Origin of the sequence: Allomuricauda ruestringensis DSM 13258 (genome assembly GCF_000224085.1) — a bacterium.
In the GTDB taxonomy this organism is placed as follows: Bacteria; Bacteroidota; Bacteroidia; order Flavobacteriales; family Flavobacteriaceae; genus Flagellimonas; species Flagellimonas ruestringensis.
Genome location: NC_015945.1, coordinates 3,252,845 through 3,272,175, shown reverse-complemented (window position 1 = coordinate 3,272,175; position 19,331 = coordinate 3,252,845). Strand labels below are relative to the sequence as shown.

The window sequence follows — 19,331 nt, the reverse complement described above, 5'->3', positions numbered from 1 at the left end:
CGCAACTGAAAAATATAAACCACATATATCATGCCCCTGTCGACAAGAAATCACCTAAAATTTACGTTCGGTGGCAAAAGGTGAAATATCCATGGACAATTTATCAACTGAAATAAGTTCCGTAACCAATTTACCTGTTGCAGGGCCCATGCTCCACCCCATCATGGCATGACCTGTTGCAATAGTCAAATTGTGAATATTCTTGGGCTTTCCAATGTACGGAAGACCATCGGGCGATACGGGCCGAAGTCCACATTTTGCATTGTTTTTGGCTTCTTCGGGAATCTGAAGCCCGTTGTAATAGGTCTCAACTCCCCTTGCTATAGCCTCCACCCTTTCTTTTCGAATGGTATGATTTATTCCGGAGAACTCCATGGTTCCCGCAAAACGGGTAAAACCCTCCATTGGGGTAACCGCTATTTTCTTCTCCATTAAAATTGCTGGTATGGTAATATTTGTCGGCTCTTCTACATTGATTCTGTACCCCTTCCCTGCTTGCAATGGCAATTTTAGGCTCAATTTTTTTGAAAGCTCGGAAGTCCATGATCCCGCAGCGAAAACTACTTCGTCCGCTTTGTAGGATGCTTTTTCGGTGGTTATCCCAGTTACTTTTCCGTTTGAAAGAGATACATCTGTTACGCCCTCATTTTTATGAATATCTACTCCGGCCTTCTCCAGATACTCCACCATTCTTTTCATAATAATCGGTGGTGTGGTATGCCTGTCGCACTCCCAAAGTATGGCTCCTTCTGCGTTAAAATCTACATTGGGTTCGATTTTCTTTAAAGCTGATTTGGATAGATGTTTTCCCACCAACCCCATTTTAGCCGCTTTTTCCACAACTTCCATTTCGTGGTCACGGGCTTTCTCGGTCTGGTACACCATCATCAAACCTTGATTACCTATTTGAAAATCTCCCAAGTCACCTGAAGCTTGTATTCCTTCATACAATTCCCTACTTAAAAGGTTGATGTCACGAATAACGGACATGGATCGCTCTACCTTGGTTTGGGTGGCCGATTTTTTAAAATACCACGCCCATCGAATAAAGTCGGGGTCCAGCCGTGGCTTCATATAAAATGGGCTGGAAGAATTGAACATATACTTCAACCCTTTTGTAATCATGCCCGGTGAGGCCAAAGAGACGATATGGCTCGGAGTAAGATAGCCCGCATTTACAAACGAAGCTCCCGAACTAATGTCCGATTTTTCCAGAACGGTTACCCGGTGTCCTGCTTTCTGTAAAAAATAAGCGGTGGAAAGTCCAACGATTCCTCCCCCAACAACAATAACACTTTTGTTCTTGCCCATAGCTACAAGTTTTTGGTGTCCTTTAAAAGAAGCGCCAAGATACATAAAGGGCTGGAGAATGTTAATGTATATATTGAGATTTCTTTAGCAAACTTTTGACTATTTTTGGTGGATTTTGAAAATTTAAATACGAATGAAAAAACTATCCTTATTGGTCTTGGGCCTAGCCTTAGCCTGCAATTCTTCCCAAAAAACAATTTCTGAGGTCCAACAGCCCAAACCAATGGCAAGTCCGGTACCTTATGCGGAATCCATTACACAGGATGATCTTAAAGAACATTTATATACCTATGCTTCGGATGAGTTTGAAGGAAGGGAAACGGGTACCCCCGGGCAAAAAAAGGCGGTGGAATACATTAAGGCCCATTACGAGTCCTTGGATATTCCGCCAGGGCAATCTAATGGAGACTATTTTCAAAAAGTTCCCTTGGAAGTTTCCAAAGTGCCACAAGGCAGCGTAAGCATCAACAATACATCTTTTGAGCTTGGGGAAGATATATTGACCTTTTCCGAAGCCAAAGGAACCTACAACAATATTGTTTACGTGGGATACGGCATTGAAGATGGTGATTATTCCGACTACGAAGGAATTGATGTTCAAGGAAAATTCGTGCTTATAAAAGCTGGTGAACCTGTTGATGAAAGTGGGGTTTACACAATTTCAGGAAATATGGAAAAATCGGTTTGGAGCAATGCATCCGAAGCGGTAGGCAAAAAACGGGACATTGCTCATGAAAAGGGAGCAATCGGGGTACTGTACTATGATATGTTGAGTTTCCCAAGGTTTCAGGGCTATTTTCAATTCATGAAAAACAACAATAGTGGTAGAATGCAATTGGCATCCGACAGTAATGAAGAAATTCTTATCTACTTGGGTGAAGCCGCTGCAAAGGCCCTAAAAAGTGATATTGAAGAAGACAATGTTCCCAAAACGATTACAACGGACCTTAAGCTAGATATTACAAGTGGTAACGATAAAGTAAACTCTGAAAATGTTGTCGCTTTCCTGAAAGGCACTGAAAAACCTGATGAGTATGTGGTTATTTCTTCCCATTTGGACCATATTGGGATTACCGCCGATGGACAGATCAATAATGGTGCCGATGATGATGGTTCGGGCACTGTGGCTCTGTTGGAAATTGCCCAAGCGTTCAAAAAAGCAGCGAATGAGGGCAATGGTCCCAAACGTTCCTTGGTTTTCTTGCATGTTACCGGAGAGGAGAAGGGTCTTTTGGGGTCTCGATATTATACCGATGTTAATCCTATTTTTCCATTGTCACAAACTGTTGCTGATCTTAATATTGATATGATTGGTAGGATTGACCCAAAATATACTGGTGCGAGAAACTACTTGTATCTCATTGGTTCTGACAAATTGAGCACAGAACTCCATAATCTATCGGAGGAAGTGAACAAAAAATACACGAACATTGAGTTTGATTATACTTACAATGACGAGAACGACCCAAACAGGTTCTATTACCGAAGCGATCACTACAACTTTGCGAAGAACAACATTCCGATTATATTCTATTTTAACGGCACGCATGCGGACTATCATCGCCCAACTGATACCCCTGACAAGATAAATTATGATCTTTTGGAAAACCGCACACGGCTTATTTTCCATACTGCTTGGGAAATAGCGAACAGACCAAACCGATTGGTGGTGGATAAAGCTTCGGATTAATAACTTGTGGTTACATCATATGAAAAGGCCCTCCCTAGTGAGGGCTTTTTTGTTGTGTGTCACAAACAAAAAAATCCCAAACCATTAGGCTTGGGATTTTACAAACTTAAGGGTGGAAGACCGGGTTCGAACCGGCGACCTCTGGAACCACAATCCAGCGCTCTAACCAACTGAGCTACAACCACCATTTAAAGCGGATGCAAAAATACTTTTTTGTAATGATTCAACCAAAACATTTTTCAATTTCCATTAATTTATTCCTCCTTTTCTATACTTCACAATTTTTCCGAAGCAATCCAACCATTCGTAACTAACATTAAACCAAATTTGTACAATTTACCGACTAAATACACGTTTTTAAGACCAAACACACTTTTTTAGGCATTTCACAACATTTAATTCTTAAAAAGGTGCTCTGAAATTATTTTTGCAATAAATATTTTCAACTTAGTGTTGTCAGAAAAAAACTTCATACCTCATTGTAAAAGCTCGCTTGCTAAGCTAGTGCTTTGTGTGTTCACACTTTGCTTGTCCATACCCATGTTGGCACAGACTAGCAAAAGAGATAGTCTGGCCTTTAAATTTCAGCGATTGGAATCCACCAATAGGTTTAATCCAAAAGATACTTCTCATATCAACCTTTTGGCGCGTTTGGCCTTTTCTTACAGATATTTGGATACTGACAGTTTATTTTCCATTGGCGAAAAAGTTCTAAAATACAGTAAGGACATTGACTATGCCTATGGGGAAATAAAAGGTTTGGATGCTCTTGGCAATTACTATTATAGTAAAGGTAATCGAGAAAAATCAATGCCACTCTTTAAGGAAGCATTGGAATTGGCTCAGGAAATTGAAAGTATAGAGTGCGAAGTATCCCTAATAAACACGCTTGCACAAAACTATAGCTTTGAAGGAAATTATGCAGAAGCACTAAACTGGAACCTTAAGGGAATCGATCTGGCACGAGAAGCTGGCAATCAACAAATGCTATCTATTCTCAATGAAAACATTGCTGGGCTGTATGCGGATCAAAAAGATTTTAAAAACGCCCTGATGTTCTACGATACGGTCCAAAAAATAAATAGAAGACTGGGCAATGAGGTAATAGATGCTGAAACGTATAGCAACATGGCATCGCTCTATAAAGATGCCAAGGATTACAAAAGTGCAATGTTCAACATCAACAGGAGCATAAACACTTTTGAAAAAAATAAAATATACGATTGGTTGGCTTATGCCTATCAGGTAAAAGGAGATATTTACCTAAATCAAAAAAAGTATAAATGGGCCCTGTATTGGTTCGACCAAAGCAACATGCTGTTTAAACATCAAATTGAGGATGACAGAATAAAAATTGAATTAATGAACGGTATGGCCAAAGTATATTTTGGATTGGAAAAAGATAGCCTTTCATTAAAATATGCCGAAGAAGGTCTGACTTTATCAAAAAAAATCAAATCACTCCAAGGACAAATTGATTGTTCGGAAACTTTGTACAAAGTCCACAAGAAAAACGGTAATAACCCTGATGCATTGGCCTATTTAGAGACTTTTAAAACCTTGTCCGATTCCTTGTTCATGGACAAGAACAAACAGAGTTTATCACTTTTAGAGACCAAACTACATTACGAACAGGAAAAACAAGAGCTGATCGAGGCCAATGAAGCTGCCCTTGCCAAACAGCGTAACTATATCTATTTTTCGATAATCATTCTTTTCATCCTAAGTATAATACTCTTTGTGATCAGGAGAAGTGAGAACATCCAGAAAAAACTGAACAAGAAACTTAAGGATAAATCAGAAGCTGTGATCCAAAGGGAGGCCCAACTCCATGAAATCAACAAAACAAACACAAAGCTGTTCTCCATTATTGGTCACGATCTTAGAGGTCCCATTGGTGGGTTACAGGGAATACTTAAAATGTTTACCGATGGTGATATTTCCACAAAGGAGCTTATTTCCTTTATTCCCAAACTAAAAACGGATGTTGAAAATATTTCCTTTACCCTAAACAACCTTTTATCTTGGGGATTGAACCAACTCAATGGTGTAGTCACCAAACCTAAGCGGGTATCCTTGTCATACCTTGTTGGCAATAACATCCGATTGTTATCGGAGATTGCAAAAAGTAAGTCTATCAAAATTATAAATCAACTACCGGAGAACCCACGTATTTGGGCCGATAACAATCAAATTGATATCGTTATCCGAAATCTTCTGAGCAATGCAATAAAGTTTACACCAGAGAACGGGCTTATCACCATTGAAGCAAAGGAAAAGTCAGATATGTGGCAAGTATCCGTCCGAGATACAGGCATTGGTATGACTGCAGAAATGCAGCGTTCCATTTTCAAGGATTCTTCCAATATTACAACTTACGGTACCAATAACGAAAAAGGTACGGGTCTTGGCCTTTCGCTATGTAAGGAAATGGTGCACAAAAATAATGGTGAAATTTGGGTGGAAAGTGTTCCGCGTAAGGGCACAACCTTTTATTTTACTGTACCCAGAGCACAGAACAGGTATCAAAAGGCTTCTTGATCAGATTAAATCTTCCAAGCTATCCACGCCAATATAGCGTTCTACGGTAAAGCCTTCCGCATATTCCACACCAATAATTCTTCCTAAATCCCTTGCTCGATAATTTACACTATCCGTAAAGTTTTTACTGCTGATGGGTGTTTCAGGTTCCTCACTGTCTGGGTCGTAGAACTGTGAACTGTATGCCATGATCGCCTCGGTTTTTTTGTCGATAAATCCAGATACATCAACCACAAAATCGGGCTCCAAGTTTTTCCATTGGATATAATGATAGACCAATTTAGGTCTCCAGGCATCCTGCCACTCATCATCCCCGTCCATTTTGGTGTCAATTTTCCTCAACCCGCTCAAAAAACAGGAGTCACTTACCAATTTACTACCTCGTGCATGATCAATATGGCGGTCATCAATGGCGTTGCACAAAACAATTTCTGGCCTATATTTTCTAATAATTTTGATAAGTTCTAACTGATGTTCTTTATCATTTACAAAAAAACCGTCGGCAAACTCCATGTTTTCCCGAACAGCAACGCCCAATATTTCTGCTGCTTTAGCTGATTCTTTGTCCCTGATTTCGGCTGAACCACGGGTTCCCAATTCACCTCTGGTCAAATCAACTATTCCTACTTTTTTTCCTTTGGAAACTTCCTTTGCAATGGTGGCTCCCGCCCCAAGTTCGGCATCATCAGGATGTGCCCCGAATACTAAAATGTCTAGTTTCATATATTTTTATACCGTAACGGTCGTGGATTTTACTTTGGCAATCGCCTGTTCAATATCTGCTATTAAATCTTCGGTTTCCTCAATGCCGAGGGAGAAACGAATCAATGAATCCTTTATCCCCTGTTTTGCCCTATCCTCTGGGCTCATAAGGGCATGAGATGTTTGGGTTGGCGAAAGCACGGTGCTTTCAATGCCCGCCAAACTCATGGATGGTTTTATCAATTTCAACTCTTTAAAAAATAAAGATGCGTCAATTTCTGGTTTCAGTTCAAACGAAAGCATACCTCCAAAACCTTTCATCTGCGATTTTGCCAATTCGTGACCTGGATGGTCTTCCAAGCCAGGATAGTACACATTGTCCACATCTTTGCTTTGATTTAGATATGTGGCCATTTTCATTGCATTCTCGTTTTGGGCCTTTACCCGGATTGCCATGGTTTTGATGCTTCGTTCCAAAAGCCAGACTGTGTAATCGCTCAGGCTTCCACCAAAACAAATCCCGGTTTGGAACACCTTGTCCATATTCTCTTGGCAAGCGGCAACCACACCTGCACAAATATCGGAATGTCCCCCCATATATTTTGTGGCACTGTGCACAACCACATCCACCCCAAAATCAATTGGATTTTGATTAACGGGGCTTGCAAAGGTATTGTCGATCATGGACAGGATTTCTTTCTTTTCGGCCAAATCTGCGACTCCTTTTACATCGGTAATCGTTAATAACGGGTTGGAAGGGGTTTCCAAATACAACACCTTGGTGTTTGGTTTGATTTCTTTTTCGAAATCTTCAACTTCCCATCCTGTGGTAAAGGAATATTCAATGCCGAATCTCTCAAATTGACTTACGGCAAAATGATACGTACCACCATAAATGGTCTGTTGCAGCACCACATGGTCTCCCGCTTGCAGAAAAGTCATCAATGCCGTACTGATAGCAGCCATACCACTGCCAAAAATCAAAGCGGCCTCGGCATGTTCCAGGGCCGCCAGTTTTTTACACAACGCCTCTTGATTGGGTGTATTGAAATATCTGGGGTATCTCTTAACCGCTACGTCTTCAAATTGGTAAGAGGTACTCATGTACAATGGCGAAACAGCTCCTTTAAATTCTTTATCCTCCAATTCACCTACATGGGTACAGATGGTATTGATTCCTTTTTTATTGCTTTTCATGTTGGTTTTCATGTTGGTTTTCATGTTGGTTTTCATTTAGGATAAAGATACGAAACCCATCATACTTGGACTTTCTTCCACTTTCCTTTTTTAAACCAGATTATGGCCAAAACTGCCAACAATACTTCCGCCAAAGTGATGGCGACAAAAACACCCGTTGCTCCCCAGCCCAAAACCAAGGCCGAAATGTAGGCCAAAGGCAATTGGAACAACCAGAACGATATCAAATTTATCCTGGTCGGTGTGCGGGTATCCCCTGCCCCATTGAATGCTTGGGTCATCACCATGCCATAGGCATAGAAAATATAACCCAATGCGATAACCTGTAAACAAAGTGCTCCACTCTTCACCACTTCTGGCGTTGTATTGAACCAAGAAACAATAGTATTCGCAAAAATCAGATATCCCAATGAAACGATTCCCATAAACCAAGCATTGTATTTTCCAGTTTTCCAAACGGATTGCTCTGCCCTATCCGGTTGTTTGGCACCTAAATTCTGTCCTACCAAGGTGGCCGCGGCGTTGCTCATACCCCAGGAGGGCATTAAAGTGAACATCATAACTCGAATGGCAATGGTGTAACCTGCCAAAACTTCGCTCCCGAATTCGGACATAATTCGCATAAGGAAAATCCAACTCGAGGTTCCTATCAAAAATTGGGCAATCCCTCCTAGAGAAACTTTGATCAAACCGATCATAACCTTAAGGTTAAGGACCAAATCCTTGGCCACCAATTTGATTTTACCCCATCCAAAGAACAAAATTCCCAATTGAAAAAGTACAGCGGTTCCTCTGCCAATATTGGTGGCAACAGCTGCTCCTTTTACCCCCATTTCCGGAATAGGTCCAAACCCGAAAATGAACATAGGGTCCAAAATAATATTGAGTCCGTTGGAAAGCACCAAGGCCCACATGGCAATGGATGCATTACCTGCGCCTCGGAAAATGGCATTGATCAAAAATAGAAGGACAACTGTAATATTGCCCCCAATCAAAAATTGAGTATATCCATAACCTTCAGCAATTAAGTCAGGTTCTCCGCCCATCAACGCCAAAATCTCTTTGGCATAGAAGATTCCAATAATTCCAATTACTACGGAAATTACTACTCCTAAACTAATGGCTTGTACTGCGGCAATTCTGGCGCCGTCCACATCCTTTTCACCAATTCTACGGGCAACAACGGCTGTGGCGGCCATACTAAGCCCAATGGCCAAAGCATACACCAGAGTGATTACGGATTCCGTGAGCCCAATTGTAGCCACGGCATTAACGCTTACTTTGGAAACGTAGGCAATATCCACCAAGGCAAAAATGGATTCCATGAGCATTTCTAAGATCATGGGAATGGAAAGCATAAATATGGCCTTTCTGATGCTTCCTGATGTAAATTCAGTTTCTTTGCCCGAAATAGCTATCCAAAAATATTGAATAAATTTTTTAAATGTATGTGTATGTTGAGCTGTCATTATTAAAGAATTATGTGTGAAAAATGAAGGGAAACGTCTAGATGACCGAGAAGTGTTCGGTTATATGATTGGCTCCAAGCCAAAGGTGACATCTATGGTGTACATAATTCTTATAGCTTCATGATGGTACAAATATGCAAAAAAAATGAAATATAATTAATATTTTTTTTTGTACTACTTCATTCCTTGTTCCTACCTTCGTAATCAAACCAACTCAAATAATTCAAAAACCATGCGTATTAAAAGTTTGATTGCCATTGGAATACTGTTTTCCATGGTACTTACATCATCCTGTAAAAAGAATCCTGAAACTGCTGAAACCGAAAAAAAATCAGGTTACCAAGGGCAAGGAAAAAGTCCGGTAGTACCCACGGTAGACAGGCCTATTCAAAAACAATGGCGAGGGGTTTGGGCTTTTAATGATAGTACCACATTCTTTTCCAATAGGTTTGAAGGTGCCCGCTTAAATGGTGTGGCCTATGACGGTGATGACCATTATACCATTTGGGTTACCGCTGAAAACACACCCATTAACGTGAGTCCATGGTACGCCTTTCAAGTTTGGTCCGAAGAACCTCGTGACATTACGGTTCAGCTCAATTATCAAGATTCCAGAAGCAGGTATTACCCAAAAATCAGCTCCGATGGTAGAAATTTTAAACCATTGGACAGTACGAATTTTAAGGCGATTAATCCTGGAGAAGGTGATTTTGGAATAAAAGCTGCCCCAGAATCCGCAGAACTCACCATAAACGTTACCAAAAATCCGACGTGGATTACTGCTCAGGAACTTTATACTTCTTCAGTTGTACAAGAATGGGTAGATTCCTTGAGCCAAAAACCATTCATTGAAAATTACCCCATTGGCCTTTCCAAAGAGAAAAGGACCATGCACTTAATGGAAATCAATGAAAATAAAGAAGCTAAAAAGGGCTTGATGATCATTTCCAGACAACACCCTCCCGAAGTAACAGGATTTTTAGCGATGAAGTCCTTTATCGAGACCATTTCGGGCGATTCAGAACTGGCCAAAACGTTTAGACAAGAACATACGGTTTTTGCGGTGCCCTTAATGAATCCTGATGGAGCCGACAATGGCCATTGGAGACATAATACAGGTGGTATTGATTTGAATAGGGACTGGCAAAACTTCAACCAGCCCGAAACTAGAAACGTTCGGGATTTTCTTGTAGAGAAAGACAAAACGTACGATTTTGTTTTCGGAGCGGATTTCCACTCCACTTGGGACGACATCTACTACCCTATTGATACCACGGTAACGGGCGAAAAAGGAAAAATAATCTTTGATTGGATTGAAAACATCAGTAAAAGATTACCCCAAAAGCAAACCAACATAAGCGCTTCCGATGAAATTGACCCAACCATGGTTTCGAGCAAATACTTTTATGTGCACCACGGAATGCCTGCCATTGTATTTGAATTGGGCGACAATACTTCCAGACCTTTCCTAAAGGAAAAAGGTAAAGTAGCTGCGGAAGAAATTATGAAGCTCTTAATGGAAGAATAACCTATTTTTTGGCGTAATGCACTTTGTATCTCCAAAAGCTTATGCCTCCAAGAACAAAGACCCCAAGTACGGTGTACCACACAAAGCTTGGGGTTATTACTTGGTCCCCACTCGCATAACTGTGCAAGCCAGCCAAATAAAAGTTTACCCCAAAATAGGTCATCATAATACTGGCAAAGGCGACAATACTTGCAAAATTGAAAACCCACTTTCCTCTTAGCCCGGGAACCAACCGCATGTGAAGCACAAAAGCATATACCATAATCGAAATCAGTGCCCAAGTCTCTTTGGGATCCCATCCCCAATAACGCCCCCAACTCTCGTTGGCCCATTGCCCGCCTAAAAAGTTACCTATGGTCAACATGACCAAACCAGCGGTAAGCGCCAGTTCATTGATAACCGTAAGCTCTTTTATATTGAGGTCCATTCGCTTTTTGTTCTTTTTGGTAGTGAGAACCATGAGCAGCAATGCTACTACACCTAAAATCATCCCGACCGTTAAAGGGCCATAGCTGCCCACGATTACTGCAACGTGAATCATTAACCAGTAACTGTCCAAAACAGGCTGTAAGTTGGCGATAGCAGGATCTACCCAACTCTGGTGGGCTATCCATAATAGCATGGAGGTTACAAAAGCACTTGCGGCAATGGTAAGTTCACTTTTTCGGCCCAAGGCCAAACCAATGCCCATGGTTGCCCATGCTACATACAGAATACTTTCATAGGCATCACTCCAAGGGGCGTGGCCAGAAATGTACCAACGCAACACCAAACCAATAGTGTGCCAAATAAAGAATATGATTATAGTACCTTTTAATAAATAGGCAAAGGCATCCAATATCTTTCTTTCCTTAAAAATTTTAGCAATCAACACAAAAAACAACAACACACCGACCAAGGCGTAGTATTTGTACAAACGGTTGAACAGATCCAGCTTGTTGTAAATGATTTCCGTCTTTATTTTGTTTTCTGATGGTAGAATCTCCTCCCCATGATTTTTTTGATTTTGCTGGAATGCTTCCAATAACCTATCTGGTTGTGAATAATCACCAGTTGCAATGGATTTTTGTAGGGAATTCAAATAATACGGCATCGCATTTTTGATGAAATTCGCATACAACGAATCTTGCACTTGATATTGTCCAGAGCGATATTCCACAGCAGAGATCCACTTGTTGTTCTCATCGTTTAGCAGGGGAAAAATCTTTACTATTTGTCCACTCAATGCGATGTCCAATAAACTCAACCGCTCCCCTACTTTTTTAAAGTCCTTTTCAAAGTTTGATGGATTATTGGTCGAAGTTGCCTTTTCAAGATAAGGTCTAAGTTTATATGTGCCTTTTGAATCAAAAAAATCGGTGGCTTTTACAAACTCGGTGCCTTCGGGCACACCTATTACTTTACGGATGCTATCGTTTTCTTTTTTACCCAAAGCAATAATGTCAGCGGTGTACCAAACCCCTGGATTCAGCATCATAGAAAGAAAAACTTGGTTGGCAGATAGGTCTTTGTACTCATCGTCACCGCTCAACTTCCTTAACAATTCGGACGCAAAAGTGTTTATAGGCTTCATCCGTCCTCCTTCATCCTGAATAATCAAAGCGCCAAACTTTTCGGCATGTTCTGTGGCCACCGTAGTTGCTTGGATTACAGAGTCAATTTGGGCTTTTGTTGGCACCAAGGAATGTTCATCATGGGCTTCCTGAGCATTTGCCGACACAAAAGCAAAGAAAAGAGCAATAGTGGTCAAAGCTGCTTTCTTATCCTTGATTTTTTCGAGCATTTCCTGTAAGTCTCTAAAACGTGTTTTTCCAAAGAACATAATGCCCATCAAACCAATATACAGCAGAAAATAACCTATATACGTAATCCATGTGCCCCACCTATCGTGGTTTACGGAAAGTACCGTTCCACGTTCATCCGGGTCAAAACTGGACTGAAAAAACCGGTATCCTTGATGGTCCAGCACATGATTCATATAAATATCATAATCAAAAGAGCGCTCATCGTGTACCGTGACTTTACTCATGAATGAGGCGTAACCAGCTTCCGTACCGGGATACTTCTCCGCTATAAAGTCATTCAATTCGATAGAAAAGGGAAGTTCATAGACTTTGGAGCCGTAGCTCAATGAAAAATCCAATCCTCCTACATGGATCTTATCAGAGAAATTTGACGTTCCCTTACTTCCCAACAATTTGACTTCCTTGCGCTCACCATTGGCGGAGATAGCAACTATCAGAGCATCTTGCGTAACCTTGGTGATTTCTTCATCTGGCACTTTAACAATACCGTACCTTCCTTTTACCAAAGGTTCGGGCACCACAAACTGCATACCGCCCATAGTGTATAGCGAACGTAACTGCAGGGGTTGAACGCTATCGCTGACCACTTCGCCTTGGAACTGGTCCGCCATTCGCATAAAATTCCCCTCGAAAGGAGATTTGATGCGGAAGCCATTCTCTTCATCATAAAAAATGTTGATGGCCCCGTCGGTTTCATTGTTCAGGGCAAATAGTATATTATGGACGCTGGCAATTTTACCATTCTCCAGATAGTGTTCATGACGCTGACCATTACCTGCTTCCACGATTTGCAAATATTCCTTTCCGTTTTCATCGGGAATCAACCCTCTTTCTGCACCTTTGATGAAATCCACATAACTTATGGAGAAAGGTTGTCCGTTGAAATCGGATTTCCAGGGCAGACTGGAGCGTTTTCCTTCGGGGGTCACCAAAATATCGTCCTCTAAGACCCTTCGCTTGGTTTCCCCGTTGATGTCACCATCCACAAAAGCGGTCAAATAGGTTTTATCCGAATAAAATACCTTCTCCGATGCACCTTCGCGAATCGGCATCATTCCCTCATAACTGATATAACGCGTAACAAACGCCCCAACAATGATCAAGATCCACGATAAATGAAGGGTAAGCACGGGCCACTTTTTCCATTGCAACAAACGGTATCGGTAAATATTCCCAAAGAAATTGATGACAAAAAAGACCATAATGGCCTCGAACCAAGTCGCATTGTAAATGTAAATCCTTGCTGTTTCGGTGCTATACCAGCTTTCCACAAAGGTTCCCATAGCCATTGCCGCAGCAAAAACCAAAAAAAGAACAGCCATAAGTCTTGTGGAGAATAAAGTTTTCTTAAGAATATCGATCATGGAAATTCGGTCTACTTTCGGCTTGCAAAAATACGGTCTTTTTAGAACTTCCTTATTGCATTAAGTCATAAAAATCAAACAGATTTGTTAATTCTTACTATAATCCATCGAACCTAAATTTGTAATTTTGATCATGCTCAAGATTGTAATTCTGGGGACTGGAAACCTCGCCAAACACTTGTACACTGCTTTTACAAACGCTGATGATGTTGATTTGGTCCAAATTGTGGGCAGAAATCAGAAAGAATTACAGCAATTTTCCGAGCATTCCACTATTTCCAATTCTTTTGATTGCATAGTTGATGCCGATATTTATTTGATTGCGGTAAAAGATGATGCCATTACCGAAGTGTCTCAACATTTATTAAAGAAAAAGGGAATCGTAGCCCATACCTCGGGCGCTATAGGTTTGAAGGCGATTCAGACCCAGAACAAAGGGGTTTTTTATCCATTGCAGACCTTTACCAAAGGTAAAACGGTGGATTTTGGTTCTATTCCTGTCTGCATTGAAGCAGAAGAAAAGGAATCACTAGAAACCTTGCATAAGTTGGCGGATTCCATTTCTGAAAACGTACACCATATTGACTCGGAACAGCGAAAAAAATTGCATCTTGCAGGCGTTTTTGTGAACAACTTTACTAATTACCTGTACAGTGTTGGCGAAGAATTTTGTTTGGAAGAAGGGCTATCTTTTGATTTGTTGAAACCATTGATCATGGAAACGGCCGATAAAATCCAAGCCATGTCGCCAAAAGAAGCACAAACAGGTCCAGCTCGCAGAAATGACACCAAAAGTATGGAAAGTCATCTGGAACTTTTAAGCAAAAAAGAACACATTGCACTCTATAAATTATTGAGCCAAGCCATAAAACAAGCGCATGAAGAAGAATTATAAAGAGCTTTTGAGCAACATTACCACCTTTGTTTTTGATGTTGATGGTGTTTTTACCGATGGAACTGTTATGATTACCGCCGATGGGGAATTGCTCCGAAAAATGAGCGTAAAAGATGGATACGCCCTTAAAACTGCCATTAAAAAAGGATACAATGTCTGTATTATTACAGGCGGCACAAACCAAGGCGTAAAAGAGCGCTTAAAAGGACTCGGGGTAACCGATTTTTATATGGGCGCACACCACAAGGAAGAACCTTTGGAGGAATACTTGGACATTTACGGTATAGACCCACAATCCGTGGTTTATATGGGTGACGATCTACCCGATATCCCCCCAATGAAAATGGTAGCATTGGCCACTTCCCCACAAAACGCAGTGCCTGAGGTAAAAGCTATTTCCGATTATGTTTCCCATAAAAACGGTGGTGAAGGCTGTGTTCGTGATATTATTGAGCAAGTTTTAAAGGTTCGTGGAGACTGGAACGATAATTTTAGCGCCAAGAATGACTAAAAATCCACTCAAAGAAAAGCTCAGGGGCAAAAAAATTATATTAGCTTCTGGTTCGCCAAGACGCAAAATGTTTTTGGAAGAATTGGGGCTGGATTTTGAGGTTCGACCAAAATCGGTGAAAGAAATCTACCCAGAAGAGCTGCAAGGGCAAGAAATATCCGAATATTTAGCACAACTCAAGGCCACTCCCTTCAAAGAAGAATTAGAACCCAACCAAATAGTGATCACTTCGGATACGGTGGTTTGGCACAACAAAACTTCCTTGGCCAAAGCTGCCAATAAAACAGAGGCTTTTGAAATGCTTCGTACCCTCTCAGGGGATTGGCACGAGGTTATAACTTCGGTCTGTTTTACCACGAAAGGTTTTCAAAAAACGGTCAGCGGCATTACCAAAGTGAAACTAAAAGATTTCTCTGATGATGAAATCAACTACTATATTGAAACCTGCCAGCCTTTTGATAAAGCAGGAGCTTACGGCATTCAGGAATGGATCGGTATGATCGGTATCGCCGAAATTCAAGGTTCTTATACCAATGTGGTGGGACTTCCTACCGATTTGGTCTACCAAACCCTAATGGATATGGTTTCTTGAGTTTGGATGTGTAACTTTACTAAAATCCTCTGCTCATGAAATCATCTATAAAATTCAATCTTCAAAGTATCACATGGATATTGGTTTTGTTTATATTGACCTCTTGTATCGATAAAAATCAAACAGCGGAATCCAGAGAAACATCCGGCCAAGAAAACACTACACCCTCAACAGCTAAGCCAAAATACCCCCTCACTGATAATTTCAAAAATTATTGGTATGCCGGCGATGCCGAAATCACTTCCTATAAATTGGAACAAGCGAGATATGGAGAGTTACGTGATGGAAACGCGGTTCTGATTTATGTTACCGAACCATTTTTGCCCAAAGAGCAGGTCAAAGCAAATGGCAACAATCCTGAAAACATTTCAGTTTTGAAATTGAATGCCACCAAAAAGTTTTTGACAGGAATTTACCCCTACTCCATTATGAGCAGCACATTTTATCCGGTTTACGATAATCAGCATGCAGTGAAGACCAGTTTGTCCGTTCAGGAATGGTGCGGACATGTATATTCACAGCTGAACAATCGTGAAAAATTTGAATTTACCTCACATTCGTATTTTGAAGGCGAAGCCGATCAAGAATTTTCTATGGAAAAATCATTCTTGGAAAATGAAATCTGGACCAAAATCCGAATCAACCCCGAAAACCTTCCTCAAGGTGAAATTTCAATGATACCTTCTTTGGAGTTTCTTCGTTTAAGGCATCAGAAGATGAAAGCATATACCGCCAATGCAACCATGTCTTCCAAAGATGGCATTACAACTTACACCATTTCTTATCCTGAACTGGAACGAAAGTTGATGATAAATTTCATGGCTGACTTTCCTTTTTCCATTGAAAGTTGGACGGAAGAATTTAAAAGCGGCTTTGGTTCAAACGCAAAAACATTGACCACCTCGGCATCTAAGATCAAAACGCTAAAAACAGCCTATTGGAGTAAAAATGAAAACAAAAATCTAATTTTAAGGGATAGTTTAGGTTTATAACACCAACAAATGGCTATGTTAAAACTCTTCTAAATAATCCAATATCTAAATGTATACTGGCTATATTTGAATTAACCACTAAACGACCAACTATGAAGCATTTTTGGGTATTCCTCTCCCTTACCATATTACTTTTCACTAATTCTTTTGCCCAAAAACCAGATAAACTTACTTCGGCAGAGCTATTCCACGAAATACAAAAATTGAATTTTTTAGGTACGGCCCTTTACGTAGCGGCCCACCCCGATGATGAAAATACAAGTCTGATTTCCTATCTTGACAACCACGAAAAGGCGAGAACGGTCTATTTGTCGATGACAAGGGGCGACGGTGGACAAAACCTGATCGGTTCTGAACTAGTCGAGCTTTTGGGAGTATTGCGTACACAAGAACTTTTAGCTGCAAGACATATAGATGGCGGTGAACAACGCTTTACGCGAGCCATTGACTTTGGATTTTCCAAACACCCTAAGGAGACCTTGAAAATTTGGGACAAGGACAAAGTATTGGCCGATGTGGTCTGGGCCATTAGAAATATACAGCCCGATGTAATCATTAATAGATTTGACCATAGAACACCTGGCTCCACACACGGTCACCATACGTCTTCCGCTGTTTTGAGCATGGAAGCTTTTGAACTGGCCAACAATCCCAATGTTTATCCGGAGCAACTGGAATGGACAACACCTTGGCAACCCAGACGAATTTTCTACAATACTTCTTGGTGGCAATATGGAAGTCAAGAAGCGTTTGAAAAGGTAGACAAGTCCAATATGGTAAAGTTGGATGTGGGTACGTATTATCCAGAATTAGGTCTTTCCAACAACGAAATTGCCGCTATGGCACGTAGCCAACACTTGTGCCAAGGATTTGGCAGGTTGACGGACAGAGGCGCTGACAACGAGTATATTGAACTGCTCAAAGGCGATATGCCCAAAAACCATGATGTGTTTGAAGGCATCAACACCACTTGGTCGCGTGTAAAAGGAGGCGAAGCGGTTGGAGAAATCTTATATAAGATTGAGGAGAACTTCGATTTCCAGAACCCATCAAAACATATTCCCGAGCTTGTAAAAGCTTATCAGCTATTACAAAAAGTCGAAGATGAGCATTGGAAAACCCTTAAGTCTGAAGAATTAAAAAATATCATCCAAGCCGCTGCAGGATTGTATTTGGAAGCGAGTTCTGCAAGTTCCTCTGCTACGCCTGGCAGTAAGGTAACCATCAATATAGAAAGCATAAACAGATCTTCTCCAAGCATCACTTTAAAAAAAATTGAGATTGTTGGAGCCAATGCCCATCTAACCCCGAACAAAATTTTGGGAAACAACCAAAAAGAGAGTTTTGAAATAAGCTTTGCCGTTCCTGAAAACACTTCCTACACCAGCCCATATTGGCTAAACGAACCTGGAACTTTGGGAATTTATACCGTGAACGACCAAAGTTTGATAGGTAAACCTGAAACTCCAAGTGCCTTTAAGGCAGTTTTTACTTTGGTTATTGATGGAGTGGATATTCCGTTTGAAAAATCCGTGGTACACCGCTATTCCAGACCCGACAGAGGGGAGTTGTACGAACCCTTTGCCATTTTGCCCGAAGTCACGTCCAAAATTGATGAAAAGGTGCTCATTTTTGCCAGTGCAGATACCAAAGAGGTGCAGGTAAAAGTAAGAGCAGGTAAAAATGGGGTGTCCGGAACTGTTGCATTGAACCATCCATCAGGTTGGGTGGTTTCCCCTAAAAGTATTCCTTTTTCCATTGCACAAAAAGGCGAGGAAATTTCGGTAATATTCAATGTTACTCCTCCCAATACAGAAAGCGAAGGAAAAATTGAGCCAAAAATCAAAATGGGCAACAAAGTTTACGACAAGGAACTTGTAGAAATAGATTACGACCATATTCCAAAGCAATCCGTATTACTTCCTTCGGAAGCCAAAGTGGTTCGCATGGATATTAAAAAGTCTGGGGAGCATATCGCTTACATTATGGGTGCTGGAGATATGGTGCCCGAAAATTTAGAGCAAATCGGTTACCAAGTCCATATTGTTGACCCCAATGATATTCAAAATGGGGATTTGGATAAATATGATGCTGTGGTCGTGGGCATTAGAGCCTACAATGTGGTGGAGGCCCTAAAGTTTAAGCAATCCGTGCTGTTCGATTATGTGAAAAATGGCGGCACCATGATTGTACAGTACAATACGGCTGGAAGATGGGCAAGTCAATTTGAAAACATTGCCCCATACGATGTGACGCTTTCCAGAGATAGGGTTACGGACGAAAATGCAGAGGTAAAAATATTGGTCCCCAACCATTCTTTACTGAATTTCCCGAATGCCATCACAAAAAAAGATTTTGATGGGTGGGTACAAGAACGTGGATTGTATTTTCCAAGTGAATGGAGTTCTGAGTTTACGCCGATTCTCTCTATGAAAGATGAGGGTGAAACCGAAAAACAAGGAAGCCTTATTGTAGCACCTTATGGAGAAGGTCACTATATTTACACAGGTTTAAGCTTTTTCAGGGAATTACCTGTTGGGGTTTCGGGTGCATATAAACTCTTTGCGAATATGCTTTCCGTAGGAAAAGATGAAGTAAAAAGAGACAGTAATGTCAAAGGATAATATGAATACCAAATTTGAATGGAAAAAGGAATACAGCATTGTTATCCTTTTAAATGCCATATATATATTGGTTTTTTACCTCATAATGATTTTAAACAATTAGACCCCTG

Annotated in this window: 13 protein-coding genes and 1 tRNA gene; 8 read left to right on the top strand and 6 right to left on the bottom strand. The window is 40.8% G+C overall.

The genetic code is table 11. The features are described 5' to 3' along the window. Positions 1 to 54 precede the first annotated feature (54 nt). Positions 55 to 1,356: an NAD(P)/FAD-dependent oxidoreductase gene (locus tag MURRU_RS14720; RefSeq protein ID WP_335340514.1), complete on the bottom strand. Its 1,302-nt coding sequence runs from the start codon at positions 1,354 to 1,356 to the stop codon at positions 55 to 57. Between the two features lie 88 nt (positions 1,357 to 1,444). Between MURRU_RS14720 and MURRU_RS14715 the strand changes: the two genes are divergently transcribed. Beyond that, entirely contained in the window at positions 1,445 to 3,001 is a 1,557-nt protein-coding gene (locus tag MURRU_RS14715; protein ID WP_014034268.1) for a M28 family peptidase, read from the top strand. Positions 3,002 to 3,111: 110 nt separating this feature from the next. Here MURRU_RS14715 and MURRU_RS14710 read toward each other — a convergent pair. Then, positions 3,112 to 3,187: transfer RNA gene (locus tag MURRU_RS14710), tRNA-His, on the bottom strand. 327 nt (positions 3,188 to 3,514) lie between these two features. On the opposite strand from MURRU_RS14710, the gene MURRU_RS14705 reads away from it, so the two are divergent. After that, the gene (locus MURRU_RS14705; protein ID WP_245545043.1) at positions 3,515 to 5,542 is read left to right on the top strand and encodes a tetratricopeptide repeat-containing sensor histidine kinase; all 2,028 of its coding nucleotides are present in this window, start codon (positions 3,515 to 3,517) and stop codon (positions 5,540 to 5,542) included. Here MURRU_RS14705 and bshB1 read toward each other — a convergent pair whose 3' ends face one another. Genes bshB1 through MURRU_RS14690 form a run of 3 tightly spaced genes read right to left on the bottom strand, consistent with a single transcriptional unit; the run spans position 5,543 to position 8,910 of the window. After that, on the bottom strand, positions 5,543 to 6,265 hold the full coding sequence (bshB1, locus tag MURRU_RS14700; RefSeq protein WP_014034266.1) for a bacillithiol biosynthesis deacetylase BshB1: 723 nt from the start codon (positions 6,263 to 6,265) through the stop codon (positions 5,543 to 5,545). Positions 6,266 to 6,271: 6 nt separating this feature from the next. Beyond that, complete coding sequence (locus MURRU_RS14695; RefSeq protein ID WP_041802106.1) at positions 6,272 to 7,441, bottom strand: trans-sulfuration enzyme family protein; 1,170 nt, start codon at positions 7,439 to 7,441, stop codon at positions 6,272 to 6,274. 59 nt (positions 7,442 to 7,500) lie between these two features. After that, the gene (locus tag MURRU_RS14690) at positions 7,501 to 8,910 is read right to left on the bottom strand and encodes an MATE family efflux transporter (protein WP_014034264.1); all 1,410 of its coding nucleotides are present in this window, start codon (positions 8,908 to 8,910) and stop codon (positions 7,501 to 7,503) included. Between the two features lie 232 nt (positions 8,911 to 9,142). Between MURRU_RS14690 and MURRU_RS14685 the strand changes: the two genes are divergently transcribed. Continuing rightward, positions 9,143 to 10,438, top strand: a complete 1,296-nt coding sequence (locus tag MURRU_RS14685) for a M14 family metallopeptidase (RefSeq protein WP_014034263.1) — start codon at positions 9,143 to 9,145, stop codon at positions 10,436 to 10,438. Position 10,439: 1 nt separating this feature from the next. Here MURRU_RS14685 and MURRU_RS14680 read toward each other — a convergent pair whose 3' ends face one another. Continuing rightward, on the bottom strand, positions 10,440 to 13,607 hold the full coding sequence (locus MURRU_RS14680) for a cytochrome c biogenesis protein (protein ID WP_014034262.1): 3,168 nt from the start codon (positions 13,605 to 13,607) through the stop codon (positions 10,440 to 10,442). Positions 13,608 to 13,740: 133 nt separating this feature from the next. Between MURRU_RS14680 and MURRU_RS14675 the strand changes: the two genes are divergently transcribed. The 5 genes from MURRU_RS14675 (at position 13,741) to MURRU_RS14655 (ending at position 19,221) form a co-directional block, all read left to right on the top strand. Next, a complete protein-coding gene (locus tag MURRU_RS14675) occupies positions 13,741 to 14,502 on the top strand; it encodes a Rossmann-like and DUF2520 domain-containing protein (RefSeq protein WP_014034261.1) in 762 nt (253 codons plus the stop codon). Next, positions 14,486 to 15,013, top strand: a complete 528-nt coding sequence (locus MURRU_RS14670; RefSeq protein ID WP_014034260.1) for a KdsC family phosphatase — start codon at positions 14,486 to 14,488, stop codon at positions 15,011 to 15,013. Before MURRU_RS14675 ends, MURRU_RS14670 begins: the two co-directional genes overlap by 17 nt. Further along, the gene (locus MURRU_RS14665) at positions 15,006 to 15,605 is read left to right on the top strand and encodes a Maf family nucleotide pyrophosphatase (protein ID WP_041801592.1); all 600 of its coding nucleotides are present in this window, start codon (positions 15,006 to 15,008) and stop codon (positions 15,603 to 15,605) included. The genes MURRU_RS14670 and MURRU_RS14665 overlap by 8 nt, the downstream gene beginning before the upstream one ends. A gap of 35 nt (positions 15,606 to 15,640) precedes the next feature. Next, positions 15,641 to 16,597, top strand: a complete 957-nt coding sequence (locus tag MURRU_RS14660; RefSeq protein WP_014034258.1) for a hypothetical protein — start codon at positions 15,641 to 15,643, stop codon at positions 16,595 to 16,597. Positions 16,598 to 16,689: 92 nt separating this feature from the next. Further along, the gene (locus MURRU_RS14655) at positions 16,690 to 19,221 is read left to right on the top strand and encodes a PIG-L family deacetylase (protein WP_014034257.1); all 2,532 of its coding nucleotides are present in this window, start codon (positions 16,690 to 16,692) and stop codon (positions 19,219 to 19,221) included. Positions 19,222 to 19,331 lie beyond the last annotated feature (110 nt).

What these genes read in the sequence shown, in the direction of transcription:
- bshB1 (WP_014034266.1), bottom strand. Translation starts at nt 6,265, where the DNA reads ATGAAACTAGACATTTTAGTATTCGGGGCACATCCTGATGATGCCGAA.
- MURRU_RS14680 (WP_014034262.1), bottom strand. Translation starts at nt 13,607, where the DNA reads ATGATCGATATTCTTAAGAAAACTTTATTCTCCACAAGACTTATGGCT.
- MURRU_RS14675 (WP_014034261.1), top strand. Translation starts at nt 13,741, where the DNA reads ATGCTCAAGATTGTAATTCTGGGGACTGGAAACCTCGCCAAACACTTG.
- MURRU_RS14670 (WP_014034260.1), top strand. Translation starts at nt 14,486, where the DNA reads ATGAAGAAGAATTATAAAGAGCTTTTGAGCAACATTACCACCTTTGTT.
- MURRU_RS14690 (WP_014034264.1), bottom strand. Translation starts at nt 8,910, where the DNA reads ATGACAGCTCAACATACACATACATTTAAAAAATTTATTCAATATTTT.
- MURRU_RS14695 (WP_041802106.1), bottom strand. Translation starts at nt 7,441, where the DNA reads ATGAAAAGCAATAAAAAAGGAATCAATACCATCTGTACCCATGTAGGT.
- MURRU_RS14720 (WP_335340514.1), bottom strand. Translation starts at nt 1,356, where the DNA reads ATGTATCTTGGCGCTTCTTTTAAAGGACACCAAAAACTTGTAGCTATG.
- MURRU_RS14665 (WP_041801592.1), top strand. Translation starts at nt 15,006, where the DNA reads ATGACTAAAAATCCACTCAAAGAAAAGCTCAGGGGCAAAAAAATTATA.
- MURRU_RS14655 (WP_014034257.1), top strand. Translation starts at nt 16,690, where the DNA reads ATGAAGCATTTTTGGGTATTCCTCTCCCTTACCATATTACTTTTCACT.
- MURRU_RS14660 (WP_014034258.1), top strand. Translation starts at nt 15,641, where the DNA reads ATGAAATCATCTATAAAATTCAATCTTCAAAGTATCACATGGATATTG.
- MURRU_RS14715 (WP_014034268.1), top strand. Translation starts at nt 1,445, where the DNA reads ATGAAAAAACTATCCTTATTGGTCTTGGGCCTAGCCTTAGCCTGCAAT.
- MURRU_RS14685 (WP_014034263.1), top strand. Translation starts at nt 9,143, where the DNA reads ATGCGTATTAAAAGTTTGATTGCCATTGGAATACTGTTTTCCATGGTA.